Consider the following 13,968-nt stretch of genomic DNA (forward strand, 5'->3'; position numbering starts at 1 on the left):
AGGGTGATATGGCAATGACTTACCACCTGGACGTCGTCAGCGCAGAGCAACAAATGTTCTCTGGTCTGGTCGAGAAAATCCAGGTAACGGGTAGCGAAGGTGAACTGGGGATCTACCCTGGCCACGCACCGCTGCTCACCGCCATTAAGCCTGGTATGATTCGCATCGTGAAACAGCACGGTCACGAAGAGTTTATCTATCTGTCTGGCGGTATTCTTGAAGTGCAGCCTGGCAACGTGACCGTTCTGGCCGACACCGCAATTCGCGGCCAGGATCTCGACGAAGCGCGAGCCATGGAAGCGAAACGTAAGGCTGAAGAGCACATTAGCAGCTCTCACGGCGACGTAGATTACGCTCAGGCGTCTGCGGAACTGGCCAAAGCGATCGCGCAGCTGCGCGTTATCGAGTTGACCAAAAAAGCGATGTAACACCGGCTTGAAAAGCACAAAAGCCAGTCTGGAAACAGGCTGGCTTTTTTTTACGCGTTGACCCGTCCTGAAGAGCGTTCACATAGATCCTGCTGATATAAAACACCCCTGTTTTCCCGTTTATTCATTGATCGAAATAAGAGCAAAAACATCCACCTGACGCTTAAATGAAGGTACTGCCTTAATTTTCTGCAGACAAAAGGCGTGACGATGGTCGAAAATGGCACTTTCGTCAGCGGGGATAATCCGTTATTGAACAATTTATCCTCTGTCCATTTCACGATGAAAAAAATGTAGTTTTTTCAAGGTGAAGCGGTTTAAATTCGTTCTCAAATTACAGTCAGGACGCGTATGTTGAATAATGCTATGAGCGTAGTGATCCTTGCCGCAGGCAAAGGCACGCGCATGTATTCCGATCTTCCGAAAGTGCTGCATACCCTTGCCGGGAAAGCGATGGTTCAGCATGTCATTGATGCTGCGAATGAATTAGGCGCAGCGCACGTTCACCTGGTGTACGGTCACGGCGGCGACCTGCTTAAACAGGCGCTGAAAGACGACAACCTTAACTGGGTGCTTCAGGCAGAGCAGCTGGGTACGGGTCATGCAATGCAGCAGGCCGCACCTTTCTTTGCCGATGATGAAGACATTTTAATGCTCTACGGCGACGTGCCGCTGATCTCTGTCGAAACACTCCAGCGCCTGCGTGATGCTAAACCCCAGGGTGGCATTGGTCTGCTGACGGTGAAACTGGATGATCCGACCGGTTATGGACGTATCACCCGTGAAAATGGCAAAGTTACCGGCATTGTTGAGCACAAAGATGCCACCGACGAGCAGCGTCAGATTCAGGAGATCAACACCGGCATTCTGATTGCCAACGGCGCAGATATGAAACGCTGGCTGGCGAAGCTGACCAACAATAATTCTCAGGGCGAATACTACATCACCGACATTATTGCGTTGGCGTATCAGGAAGGGCGTGAAATCGTCGCCGTTCATCCGCAACGTTTAAGCGAAGTAGAAGGTGTGAATAACCGCCTGCAACTCTCCCGTCTGGAGCGCGTTTACCAGTCCGAACAGGCTGAAAAACTGCTGTTAGCAGGCGTTATGCTGCGCGATCCGGCGCGTTTTGATCTGCGCGGTACGCTTACTCACGGGCGCGATGTTGAAATTGATACTAACGTTATCATCGAGGGCAACGTGACTCTCGGTCATCGCGTGAAAATCGGCACCGGTTGCGTGATTAAAAACAGCGTGATTGGCGATGATTGCGAAATCAGTCCGTATACCGTTGTGGAAGACGCGAATCTGGCAGCGGCCTGTACTATTGGCCCGTTTGCCCGTCTGCGTCCTGGTGCTGAGTTGCTGGAAGGTGCACACGTTGGTAACTTCGTTGAGATGAAAAAAGTGCGTCTGGGTAAAGGCACGAAAGCCGGGCATCTGACTTACCTGGGCGATGCGGAAATTGGCGATAACGTTAACATCGGCGCGGGAACCATTACCTGCAACTACGATGGTGCGAATAAATTTAAGACCATTATCGGCGACGATGTGTTTGTCGGTTCCGACACTCAGCTGGTGGCCCCGGTAACAGTAGGCAAAGGCGCGACCATTGCTGCGGGTACAACTGTGACGCGTAATGTCGGCGAAAATGCATTAGCTATCAGCCGTGTGCCGCAGACTCAGAAAGAAGGCTGGCGTCGTCCGGTAAAGAAAAAGTAATTCTGGCCGGGTAATCCGGTCATCTGGGATGAGGAGATAACATAATCTCCCTCCCACAAGCAGTAACTATAAAAATAACCCCACTCTCTACAAGGCTCGGGGCGCCCGAAAAAACGGGCATACAGGTTGACCGACAACGATATAAATCGGAATCAAAAACTATGTGTGGAATTGTTGGCGCGATCGCGCAACGTGATGTAGCAGAAATCCTTCTTGAAGGTTTACGTCGTCTGGAATACCGCGGATATGACTCTGCCGGTCTGGCCGTTGTTGATGCGGAAGGTCATATGACTCGCCTGCGTCGCCTCGGTAAAGTCCAGATGCTGGCTCAGGCAGCGGAAGAACATCCTCTGCATGGCGGCACCGGTATTGCTCACACTCGCTGGGCGACCCACGGTGAACCTTCAGAAGCTAACGCGCATCCGCATGTTTCTGAACACATTGTGGTGGTGCATAATGGCATCATCGAAAACCATGAACCGCTGCGTGAAGAGTTAAAAGCGCGTGGCCATACCTTCGTTTCTGAAACCGACACCGAAGTGATTGCCCATCTGGTGAACTGGGAGCTGAAACAAGGCGGGACTCTGCGTGAGGCTGTTCTGCGTGCTATCCCGCAGCTGCGCGGTGCGTACGGTACAGTGATCATGGACTCCCGTCACCCGGATACCCTGCTGGCGGCACGTTCTGGTAGTCCGCTGGTGATTGGCCTGGGTATGGGCGAAAACTTTATCGCTTCTGACCAGCTGGCGCTGTTGCCGGTGACCCGTCGCTTTATCTTCCTTGAAGAGGGCGATATTGCGGAAATCACTCGCCGTTCGGTAAACATCTTCGATAAAACTGGCGCGGAAGTAAAACGTCAGGATATCGAATCCAATCTGCAATATGACGCGGGCGATAAAGGTATTTACCGTCACTACATGCAGAAAGAGATCTACGAACAGCCGAACGCGATAAAAAACACCCTTACCGGGCGCATCAGCCACGGTCAGGTTGATTTAAGCGAGCTGGGACCGAACGCCGACGAACTGCTGTCGAAGGTTGAGCATATTCAGATCCTCGCCTGTGGTACTTCTTATAACTCCGGTATGGTTTCCCGCTACTGGTTTGAATCGCTGGCAGGTATTCCGTGCGACGTCGAAATCGCCTCTGAATTCCGCTATCGTAAATCTGCCGTGCGTCGTAACAGCCTGATGATCACCTTGTCACAGTCTGGCGAAACCGCGGATACCCTGGCGGGCCTGCGTCTGTCGAAAGAGCTGGGTTACCTTGGTTCGCTGGCAATCTGTAACGTTCCGGGTTCTTCTCTGGTGCGCGAATCCGATCTGGCGCTGATGACCAACGCGGGTACGGAAATCGGCGTGGCGTCCACTAAAGCATTCACCACTCAGTTAACTGTGCTGTTGATGCTGGTGGCGAAGCTGTCTCGCCTGAAAGGTCTGGATGCCTCCATTGAACATGACATTGTGCATGGTCTGCAGGCGCTGCCGAGCCGTATTGAGCAGATGCTGTCTCAGGATAAACGCATTGAAGCTCTGGCAGAAGATTTCTCTGACAAACATCACGCGCTGTTCCTGGGCCGTGGCGATCAGTACCCAATCGCGCTGGAAGGCGCATTGAAGCTGAAAGAGATCTCTTACATTCACGCTGAAGCCTACGCTGCAGGCGAGCTGAAACACGGCCCGCTGGCGCTGATTGACGCGGATATGCCGGTTATCGTCGTTGCACCGAACAACGAACTGTTGGAAAAACTGAAATCCAACATTGAAGAAGTTCGTGCGCGTGGCGGTCAATTGTATGTCTTCGCCGATCAGGATGCGGGTTTTGTAAGTAGCGATAACATGCACATCATCGAGATGCCGCATGTGGAAGAGGTGATTGCACCGATCTTCTACACCGTTCCGCTGCAGCTGCTGGCTTACCATGTCGCGCTGATCAAAGGCACCGACGTTGACCAGCCGCGTAACCTGGCAAAATCGGTTACGGTTGAGTAATCACTATCATAGATAAAAAAGGGCTTGTGGGCGGACAATAAAGTCTTAAACTGAACAAAATAGATCTAAACTATGACAATAAAGTCTTAAACTAGACAGAATAGTTGTAAACTGAAATCAGTCCAGTTATGCTGTGAAAAAGCATACTGGACTTTTGTTATGGCTAAAGCAAACTCTTCATTTTCTGAAGTGCAAATTGCCCGTCGTATTAAAGAGGGGCGTGGCCAAGGGCATGGTAAAGACTATATTCCATGGCTAACAGTACAAGAAGTTCCTTCTTCAGGTCGTTCCCACCGTATTTATTCTCATAAGACGGGACGAGTCCATCATTTGCTATCTGACTTAGAGCTTGCTGTTTTTCTCAGTCTTGAGTGGGAGAGCAGCGTGCTAGATATACGCGAGCAGTTCCCCTTATTACCTAGTGATACCAGGCAGATTGCAATAGATAGTGGTATTAAGCATCCTGTTATTCGTGGTGTAGATCAGGTTATGTCTACTGATTTTTTAGTGGACTGCAAAGATGGTCCTTTTGAGCAGTTTGCTATTCAAGTCAAACCTGCAGCAGCCTTACAAGACGAGCGTACCTTAGAAAAACTAGAACTAGAGCGTCGCTATTGGCAGCAAAAGCAAATTCCTTGGTTCATTTTTACTGATAAAGAAATAAATCCCGTAGTAAAAGAAAATATTGAATGGCTTTATTCAGTGAAAACAGAAGAAGTTTCTGCGGAGCTTTTAGCACAACTATCCCCATTGGCCCATATCCTGCAAGAAAAAGGAGATGAAAACATTATCAATGTCTGTAAGCAGGTTGATATTGCTTATGATTTGGAGTTAGGCAAAACATTGAGTGAGATACGAGCCTTAACCGCAAATGGTTTTATTAAGTTCAATATTTATAAGTCTTTCAGGGCAAATAAGTGTGCAGATCTCTGTATTAGCCAAGTAGTGAATATGGAGGAGTTGCGCTATGTGGCAAATTAATGAGGTTGTGCTATTTGATAATGATCCGTATCGCATTTTGGCTATAGAGGATGGCCAAGTTGTCTGGATGCAAATAAGCGCTGATAAAGGAGTTCCACAAGCTAGGGCTGAGTTGTTGCTAATGCAGTATTTAGATGAAGGCCGCTTAGTTAGAACTGATGACCCTTATGTACATCTTGATTTAGAAGAGCCGTCTGTAGATTCTGTCAGCTTCCAGAAGCGCGAGGAGGATTATCGAAAAATTCTTCCTATTATTAATAGTAAGGATCGTTTCGACCCTAAAGTCAGAAGCGAACTCGTTGAGCATGTGGTCCAAGAACATAAGGTTACTAAGGCTACAGTTTATAAGTTGTTACGCCGTTACTGGCAGCGTGGTCAAACGCCTAATGCATTAATTCCTGACTACAAAAACAGCGGTGCACCAGGGGAAAGACGTTCAGCGACAGGAACAGCAAAGATTGGCCGAGCCAGAGAATATGGTAAGGGTGAAGGAACCAAGGTAACGCCCGAGATTGAACGCCTTTTTAGGTTGACCATAGAAAAGCACCTGTTAAATCAAAAAGGTACAAAGACCACCGTTGCCTATAGACGATTTGTGGACTTGTTTGCTCAGTATTTTCCTCGCATTCCCCAAGAGGATTACCCAACACTACGTCAGTTTCGTTATTTTTATGATCGAGAATACCCTAAAGCTCAGCGCTTAAAGTCTAGAGTTAAAGCAGGGGTATATAAAAAAGACGTACGACCCTTAAGTAGTACAGCCACTTCTCAGGCGTTAGGCCCTGGGAGTCGTTATGAGATTGATGCCACGATTGCTGATATTTATTTAGTGGATCATCATGATCGCCAAAAAATCATAGGAAGACCAACGCTTTACATTGTGATTGATGTGTTTAGTCGGATGATCACGGGCTTTTATATCGGCTTTGAAAATCCGTCTTATGTGGTGGCGATGCAGGCTTTTGTAAATGCTTGCTCTGACAAAACGGCCATTTGTGCCCAGCATGATATTGAGATTAGTAGCTCAGACTGGCCGTGTGTAGGTTTGCCAGATGTGTTGCTAGCGGACCGTGGCGAATTAATGAGTCATCAGGTCGAAGCCTTAGTTTCTAGTTTTAATGTGCGAGTGGAAAGTGCTCCACCTAGACGTGGCGATGCTAAAGGCATAGTGGAAAGCACTTTTAGAACACTACAAGCCGAGTTTAAGTCCTTTGCACCTGGCATTGTAGAGGGCAGTCGGATCAAAAGCCATGGTGAAACAGACTATAGGTTAGATGCATCTCTGTCGGTATTTGAGTTCACACAAATTATTTTGCGTACGATCTTATTCAGAAATAACCATCTGGTGATGGATAAATACGATCGAGATGCTGATTTTCCTACAGATTTACCGTCTATTCCTGTCCAGCTATGGCAATGGGGTATGCAGCATCGTACAGGTAGTTTAAGGGCTGTGGAGCAAGAGCAGTTGCGAGTAGCGTTACTGCCTCGCCGAAAGGTCTCTATTTCTTCATTTGGCGTTAATTTGTGGGGTTTGTATTACTCGGGGTCAGAGATTCTGCGTGAGGGTTGGTTGCAGCGGAGCACTGATATAGCTAGACCTCAACATTTAGAAGCGGCTTATGACCCAGTGCTGGTTGATACGATTTATTTGTTTCCGCAAGTTGGCAGCCGTGTATTTTGGCGCTGTAATCTGACGGAACGTAGTCGGCAGTTTAAAGGTCTCTCATTTTGGGAGGTTTGGGATATACAAGCACAAGAAAAACACAATAAAGCCAATGCGAAGCAGGATGAGTTAACTAAACGCAGGGAGCTTGAGGCGTTTATTCAGCAAACCATTCAGAAAGCGAATAAGTTAACGCCCAGTACTACTGAGCCCAAATCAACACGCATTAAGCAGATTAAAACTAATAAAAAAGAAGCCGTGACCTCGGAGCGTAAAAAACGTGCGGAGCATTTGAAGCCAAGCTCTTCAGGTGATGAGGCTAAAGTTATTCCTTTCAACGCAGTGGAAGCGGATGATCAAGAAGATTACAGCCTACCCACATACGTGCCTGAATTATTTCAGGATCCACCAGAAAAGGATGAGTCATGAGTGCTACCCGGATTCAAGCAGTTTATCGTGATACGGGGGTAGAGGCTTATCGTGATAATCCTTTTATCGAGGCCTTACCACCATTACAAGAGTCAGTGAATAGTGCTGCATCACTGAAATCCTCTTTACAGCTTACTTCCTCTGACTTGCAAAAGTCCCGTGTTATCAGAGCTCATACCATTTGTCGTATTCCAGATGACTATTTTCAGCCATTAGGTACGCATTTGCTACTAAGTGAGCGTATTTCGGTCATGATTCGAGGTGGCTACGTAGGCAGAAATCCTAAAACAGGAGATTTACAAAAGCATTTACAAAATGGTTATGAGCGTGTTCAAACGGGAGAGTTGGAGACATTTCGCTTTGAGGAGGCACGATCTACGGCACAAAGCTTATTGTTAATTGGTTGTTCTGGTAGTGGGAAGACGACCTCTCTTCATCGTATTCTAGCCACGTATCCTCAGGTGATTTACCATCGTGAACTCAATGTAGAGCAGGTGGTGTATTTGAAAATAGACTGCTCGCATAATGGTTCGCTAAAAGAAATCTGCTTGAATTTTTTCAGAGCGTTGGATCGAGCCTTGGGCTCGAACTATGAGCGTCGTTATGGCTTAAAACGTCATGGTATAGAAACCATGTTGGCTTTGATGTCGCAAATAGCCAATGCACATGCTTTAGGGTTGTTGGTTATTGATGAAATTCAGCATTTAAGCCGCTCTCGTTCGGGTGGATCTCAAGAGATGCTGAACTTTTTTGTGACGATGGTGAATATTATTGGCGTACCAGTGATGTTGATTGGTACCCCTAAAGCACGAGAGATTTTTGAGGCTGATTTGCGGTCTGCACGTAGAGGGGCAGGGTTTGGAGCTATATTCTGGGATCCTATACAACAAACGCAACGTGGAAAGCCCAATCAAGAGTGGATCGCTTTTACGGATAATCTTTGGCAATTACAGCTTTTACAACGCAAAGATGCGCTGTTATCGGATGAGGTCCGTGATGTGTGGTATGAGCTAAGCCAAGGAGTGATGGACATTGTAGTAAAACTTTTTGTACTCGCTCAGCTCCGTGCGCTAGCTTTAGGCAATGAGCGTATTACCGCTGGTTTATTGCGGCAAGTGTATCAAGATGAGTTAAAGCCTGTGCACCCCATGCTAGAGGCATTACGCTCGGGTATCCCAGAACGCATTGCTCGTTATTCTGATCTAGTCGTTCCCGAGATTGATAAACGGTTAATCCAACTTCAGCTAGATATCGCAGCGATACAAGAACAAACACCAGAAGAAAAAGCCCTTCAAGAGTTAGATACCGAAGATCAGCGTCATTTATATCTGATGCTGAAAGAGGATTACGATTCAAGCCTGTTAATTCCCACTATTAAAAAAGCGTTTAGCCAGAATCCAACGATGACAAGACAAAAGTTACTGCCTCTTGTTTTGCAGTGGTTGATGGAAGGCGAAACGGTAGTGTCAGAACTAGAAAAGCCCTCCAAGAGTAAAAAGGTTTCGGCTATAAAGGTAGTCAAGCCCAGCGACTGGGATAGCTTGCCTGATACGGATTTACGTTATATCTATTCACAACGCCAACCTGAAAAAACCATGCATGAACGGTTAAAAGGGAAAGGGGTAATAGTGGATATGGCGAGCTTATTTAAACAAGCAGGTTAGCCATGAGAAACTTTCCTGTTCCGTACTCGAATGAGCTGATTTATAGCACTATTGCACGGGCAGGCGTTTATCAAGGGATTGTTAGTCCTAAGCAGCTGTTGGATGAGGTGTATGGCAACCGCAAGGTGGTCGCTACCTTAGGTCTGCCCTCGCATTTAGGTGTGATAGCAAGACATCTACATCAAACAGGACGTTACGCTGTTCAGCAGCTTATTTATGAGCATACCTTATTCCCTTTATATGCTCCGTTTGTAGGCAAGGAGCGCCGAGACGAAGCTATTCGGTTAATGGAGTACCAAGCGCAAGGTGCGGTGCATTTAATGCTAGGAGTCGCTGCTTCTAGAGTTAAGAGCGATAACCGCTTTAGATACTGCCCTGATTGCGTTGCTCTTCAGCTAAATAGGTATGGGGAAGCCTTTTGGCAACGAGATTGGTATTTGCCCGCTTTGCCATATTGTCCAAAACACGGTGCTTTAGTCTTCTTTGATAGAGCTGTAGATGATCACCGACATCAATTTTGGGCTTTGGGTCATACTGAGCTGCTTTCAGACTACCCCAAAGACTCCCTATCTCAATTAACAGCACTAGCTGCTTATATAGCCCCTCTGTTAGATGCTCCACGAGCGCAAGAGCTTTCCCCAAGCCTTGAGCAGTGGACGCTGTTTTATCAGCGCTTAGCGCAGGATCTAGGGCTAACCAAAAGCAAGCACATTCGTCATGACTTGGTGGCGGAGAGAGTGAGGCAGACTTTTAGTGATGAGGCACTAGAGAAACTGGATTTAAAGTTGGCAGAGAACAAGGACACGTGTTGGCTGAAAAGTATATTCCGTAAGCATAGAAAAGCCTTTAGTTATTTACAGCATAGTATTGTGTGGCAAGCCTTATTGCCAAAACTAACGGTTATAGAAGCGCTACAGCAGGCAAGTGCTCTTACTGAGCACTCTATAACGACAAGACCTGTTAGCCAGTCTGTGCAACCTAACTCTGAAGATTTATCTGTTAAGCATAAAGACTGGCAGCAACTAGTGCATAAATACCAAGGAATTAAGGCGGCAAGACAGTCTTTAGAGGGTGGGGTGCTATACGCTTGGCTTTACCGACATGACAGGGATTGGCTAGTTCACTGGAATCAACAGCATCAACAAGAGCGTCTGGCACCCGCCCCTAGAGTTGATTGGAACCAAAGAGATCGAATTGCTGTACGACAACTATTAAGAATCATAAAGCGTCTAGATAGTAGCCTTGATCACCCAAGAGCGACATCGAGCTGGCTGTTAAAGCAAACTCCTAACGGAACCTCTCTTGCAAAAAATCTACAGAAACTGCCTTTGGTAGCGCTTTGCTTAAAGCGTTACTCAGAGAGTGTGGAAGATTATCAAATTAGACGGATTAGCCAAGCTTTTATTAAGCTTAAACAGGAAGATGTTGAGCTTAGGCGCTGGCGATTATTAAGAAGTGCAACGTTATCTAAAGAGCGGATAACTGAGGAAGCACAAAGATTCTTGGAAATGGTTTATGGGGAAGAGTGAGTGGTTAGGCTAGCTACATTTAATGACAATGTGCAGGTTGTACATATTGGTCATTTATTCCGTAACTCGGGTCATAAGGAGTGGCGTATTTTTGTTTGGTTTAATCCAATGCAAGAACGGAAATGGACTCGATTTACTCATTTGCCTTTATTAAGTCGAGCTAAGGTGGTTAACAGTACAACAAAGCAAATAAATAAGGCGGATCGTGTGATTGAGTTTGAAGCATCGGATCTTCAACGAGCCAAAATAATCGATTTTCCTAATCTCTCGTCCTTTGCTTCCGTACGCAACAAGGATGGAGCGCAGAGTTCATTTATTTACGAAGCTGAAACACCATATAGCAAGACTCGTTATCACATCCCACAGTTAGAGCTAGCTCGGTCATTATTTTTAATTAACTCCTATTTCTGTCGAAGCTGTTTGAGCAGTACCGCTTTACAGCAAGAGTTCGACGTTCAGTATGAGGTTGAGCGAGATCATTTAGAGATAAGGATCTTACCCAGTTCATCGTTTCCTAAAGGGGCGTTAGAGCAGTCGGCCGTAGTGCAGCTTTTGGTTTGGTTGTTTTCGGATCAAGATGTTATGGATTCGTATGAAAGTATTTTTAGGCACTATCAACAAAATAGAGAAATTAAGAACGGCGTTGAAAGCTGGTGCTTTAGCTTTGACCCTCCGCCCATGCAGGGTTGGAAATTACATGTAAAAGGACGTTCTTCTAACGAGGATAAGGATTATTTAGTTGAGGAAATAGTAGGTTTAGAAATCAACGCTATGCTTCCTAGCACAACAGCTATTAGCCATGCCTCTTTTCAGGAAAAGGAGGCAGGTGATGGTAGTACGCAGCACATAGCGGTTTCAACAGAGTCAGTTGTTGATGATGAGCATCTACAGTTGGACGATGAGGAAACAGCCAATATAGACACAGACACACGAGTCATAGAGGCTGAGCCGACATGGATAAGTTTTAGTAGACCTAGTCGAATTGAAAAATCTCGCAGGGCAAGAAAAAGTAGCCAAACTATTTTAGAAAAAGAAGAAGCAACAACAAGTGAAAATAGTAATTTGGTTAGTACTGATGAGCCACACTTAGGTGGTGTCCTAGCAGCGGCAGATGTGGGTGGGAAGCAGGATGCAACCAATTACAACTCTATTTTTGCTAATCGATTTGCTGCTTTTGATGAGCTACTTTCAATTCTAAAAACTAAATTTGCATGTCGGGTGCTTTTTGAAGAAACCTTGGTTTTGCCAAAAGTTGGGCGTAGCCGATTACATCTGTGTAAAGATGGCTCACCAAGAGTGATTAAAGCCGTTGGGGTGCAACGTAATGGCAGTGAATTTGTATTGCTAGAGGTGGATGCATCGGATGGGGTGAAAATGCTTTCTACCAAAGTGTTGAGTGGCGTTGATAGCGAAACATGGCGGAATGATTTTGAAAAGATACGGCGTGGAGTGGTGAAGAGCTCATTGAATTGGCCAAATAGTTTGTTTGATCAATTATATGGACAAGACGGGCATAGAGGGGTGAATCATCCAAAGGGGTTGGGGGAGCTGCAAGTATCGAGAGAGGATATGGAAGGGTGGGCTGAGAGAGTGGTTAGAGAGCAATTTACGCATTAAAGGAATGACTGAAAGAGCCTGTAAACCCTTTTGTGTAAGTGCTTTTGCCGGTCAGTTAAAGGTGGCCATTTAAACGGTCACCAAATTCGATCATAAAACGGTTCATGGCCGGCTTCCAGTTGCGGATCGGCATCGTCCATTTCTTGGTCGCCGCCTGGATAGCCAGGTACACCACCTTCATCGCTGATTCGTCCGTAGGGAACACCTTGAGTTCATATTAATGGAATTTTCTACAAATAGCCTCCGTGGTTTTGAGGGGGGATTACAGACGATCCATAGTAGTAATCCAATGAGTTCTTGAGCGCGGCGACATGTTTGGACGCCTTGGCAAAAATTAGAGCCTGCTTGAAGTGCAGGCGAGCACGTGCTTGGACGATTGATCCATTCGCGGTCAAAAACTCAATCTTGGATGACAGCGTGTCAGGAAATCCAATATCGAAGTCCCGCCCCGTGTCAAAGTAGGGCATTTCATGATCAAAGGACGAAGCTTCCCAGGCCACTTCCCTAATATTCCAGCCGCTAGAAACAAGATTTCGTACGACTTCATCAACTTTTTTGCTTTCCAACTTGTCACAAAGTGCATAGGCAAGAGCTTTGGCGGCAGACACGTGCGTTTCCTCTTAAACATAGGTCGAACGGATACCCGAGGCAAAGCGGAGCATTAGTCCCAAAGCATCTCCGGTAGATCCGGAGGCTCCATACTGAAGGCATGGCATCTTGGGCATTGATATTTGAAACTTCTCTCTAGATAGCAGGGATTTCTTGGCCTTGCCTCATGCTGATAGCTTGTAAATATCACACGATCCTTAGCCCCACAAAGTGAGCATACTCCGTAGCTTTCATTTATAGAAATCGTCGTTAGATTGTCGCAGCATGTGCACGTTCCGACTATTTGCTCAGGAAGCATCGCCATACCTTGGCCTAGGTAAAGAAGATCAGACTCGTAGCCACATCGGTGGCAACTGAGCTTGTACGCAATGCCCATCTGGTTGTCTCACCTGAATCGTAACGTCAGAGCTATTCATCCATCCATTCGGCATCAATGTATGCCACTAAGCCGACCAGCTGACCGTTTGGACTGAAGTATGTTGCCTGCACCCCACTTGACATCTCATCAATACCACCGCACTGCGCTAGGCGCCGGTCCCACTTGCCCACAGAAGCGTCAGGATCGGCTGAGTTCCCCAAGACCCTTGTGAGCCATGCCTCCTTTAACTCAACCTCTCGAATGATTGCGTCGGCCAGCTCCTCCGCGTTATCTAGTTCGACATAGTCTGGAATTCGGACGTACGTTCTGAACACAGCTGGATACTTACTTGGGCGATTGTCATACATGACATCAACAATGTACCCGTTTGTGTAACCGTCTCTTGGAGGTTCGTATGACACTAGTGGTTCCCCTCAGCTTGCGACTAGATGTTGAGGCCTAACATTTTATTAGAGAGCAGGCTAGTTGCTTAGATACATGATCTTCAGGCCGTTATCTGTCAGGGCAAGCGAAAATTGGCCATTTATGACGACCAATGCCCCGCAGAAGCTCCCATCTTTGCCGCCATAGACGCCGCGCCCCCCTTTTGGGGTGTAGAACATCCTTTTGCCAGATGTGGAAAAGAAGTTCGTTGTCCCATTGTTGGCAATGACGTAGTAGCCGGCGAAAGTGCGAGACCCATTTGCGCTATATATAAGCCTACGATTTCCGTTGCGACTATTGTCGTAATTGGATGAACTATTATCGTAGTTGCTCTCAGAGTTGTCGTAATTTGATGGACTATTGTCGTAATTGCTTATGGAGTTGTCGTAGTTGGATGGGGAGTAGTCATAGGGAAGACGAGCTTCATCCACTAAAACAATTGGCAGGTCAGCAAGTGCCTGCCCCGATGCCATCGCAAGTACGAGGCTTAGAACCACCTTCAACAGATCGCGCATAGTCTTCCCCAGCTC

10 protein-coding genes and 1 pseudogene are annotated in these 13,968 nt (G+C 46.7%); 8 read left to right on the forward strand and 3 right to left on the reverse strand.

The features are described 5' to 3' along the window. Positions 1-8 precede the first annotated feature (8 nt). The 8 genes from ACUU1M_RS09075 (at position 9) to ACUU1M_RS09110 (ending at position 12,027) form a co-directional block, all read left to right on the forward strand. The gene (locus ACUU1M_RS09075; protein WP_001251965.1) at positions 9-428 is read left to right on the forward strand and encodes a F0F1 ATP synthase subunit epsilon; all 420 of its coding nucleotides are present in this window, start codon (positions 9-11) and stop codon (positions 426-428) included. Positions 429-779: 351 nt separating this feature from the next. Then, positions 780-2,150 (forward strand): bifunctional UDP-N-acetylglucosamine diphosphorylase/glucosamine-1-phosphate N-acetyltransferase GlmU, encoded by a 1,371-nt coding sequence (glmU, locus tag ACUU1M_RS09080; protein ID WP_152028932.1) that lies wholly within the window; start codon positions 780-782, stop codon positions 2,148-2,150. A gap of 161 nt (positions 2,151-2,311) precedes the next feature. Next, complete coding sequence (gene glmS / locus ACUU1M_RS09085; RefSeq protein ID WP_000334074.1) at positions 2,312-4,141, forward strand: glutamine--fructose-6-phosphate transaminase (isomerizing); 1,830 nt, start codon at positions 2,312-2,314, stop codon at positions 4,139-4,141. 159 nt (positions 4,142-4,300) lie between these two features. Continuing rightward, the gene (locus ACUU1M_RS09090) at positions 4,301-5,122 is read left to right on the forward strand and encodes a TnsA endonuclease N-terminal domain-containing protein (protein WP_001029679.1); all 822 of its coding nucleotides are present in this window, start codon (positions 4,301-4,303) and stop codon (positions 5,120-5,122) included. Then, positions 5,109-7,217 carry a DDE-type integrase/transposase/recombinase gene (locus tag ACUU1M_RS09095; RefSeq protein WP_000267723.1) on the forward strand — a complete coding sequence of 703 codons (2,109 nt, stop codon included), beginning with the start codon at positions 5,109-5,111 and terminating at the stop codon, positions 7,215-7,217. Before ACUU1M_RS09090 ends, ACUU1M_RS09095 begins: the two co-directional genes overlap by 14 nt. Beyond that, on the forward strand, positions 7,214-8,881 hold the full coding sequence (locus ACUU1M_RS09100; protein WP_001276994.1) for an AAA family ATPase: 1,668 nt from the start codon (positions 7,214-7,216) through the stop codon (positions 8,879-8,881). The genes ACUU1M_RS09095 and ACUU1M_RS09100 overlap by 4 nt, the downstream gene beginning before the upstream one ends. Positions 8,882-8,883: 2 nt before the next feature. Further along, positions 8,884-10,410, forward strand: coding sequence for a TnsD family Tn7-like transposition protein (locus ACUU1M_RS09105; protein ID WP_001243518.1), 1,527 nt, complete (start codon positions 8,884-8,886; stop codon positions 10,408-10,410). Continuing rightward, entirely contained in the window at positions 10,411-12,027 is a 1,617-nt protein-coding gene (locus ACUU1M_RS09110) for a Tn7-like element transposition protein TnsE (protein ID WP_000251879.1), read from the forward strand. Positions 12,028-12,082: 55 nt separating this feature from the next. Here the strand turns inward: ACUU1M_RS09110 and ACUU1M_RS09115 are convergent. The 3 genes and pseudogenes from ACUU1M_RS09115 to ACUU1M_RS09125 form a co-directional block, all read right to left on the reverse strand. Next, positions 12,083-12,235, reverse strand: a pseudogene (locus ACUU1M_RS09115) (IS256 family transposase); the annotation flags it as partial. A gap of 22 nt (positions 12,236-12,257) precedes the next feature. Next, entirely contained in the window at positions 12,258-12,635 is a 378-nt protein-coding gene (locus tag ACUU1M_RS09120; RefSeq protein ID WP_001271300.1) for a hypothetical protein, read from the reverse strand. Positions 12,636-13,476: 841 nt separating this feature from the next. Then, a partial coding sequence (locus tag ACUU1M_RS09125) for a hypothetical protein (protein ID WP_449144661.1) occupies positions 13,477-13,968 on the reverse strand: 492 nt, incomplete at its 5' end.

The sequence above is a fragment of the Shigella sp. SIG6 genome (genome assembly GCF_053555815.1).

Excerpts from the sequence above, each read along its gene's own strand:
- ACUU1M_RS09075 (WP_001251965.1), top strand. The coding sequence starts at position 9 with ATGGCAATGACTTACCACCTGGACGTCGTCAGCGCAGAGCAACAAATG.
- glmU (WP_152028932.1), top strand. The coding sequence starts at position 780 with ATGTTGAATAATGCTATGAGCGTAGTGATCCTTGCCGCAGGCAAAGGC.
- glmS (WP_000334074.1), top strand. The coding sequence starts at position 2,312 with ATGTGTGGAATTGTTGGCGCGATCGCGCAACGTGATGTAGCAGAAATC.
- ACUU1M_RS09090 (WP_001029679.1), top strand. The coding sequence starts at position 4,301 with ATGGCTAAAGCAAACTCTTCATTTTCTGAAGTGCAAATTGCCCGTCGT.
- ACUU1M_RS09095 (WP_000267723.1), top strand. The coding sequence starts at position 5,109 with ATGTGGCAAATTAATGAGGTTGTGCTATTTGATAATGATCCGTATCGC.
- ACUU1M_RS09100 (WP_001276994.1), top strand. The coding sequence starts at position 7,214 with ATGAGTGCTACCCGGATTCAAGCAGTTTATCGTGATACGGGGGTAGAG.
- ACUU1M_RS09105 (WP_001243518.1), top strand. The coding sequence starts at position 8,884 with ATGAGAAACTTTCCTGTTCCGTACTCGAATGAGCTGATTTATAGCACT.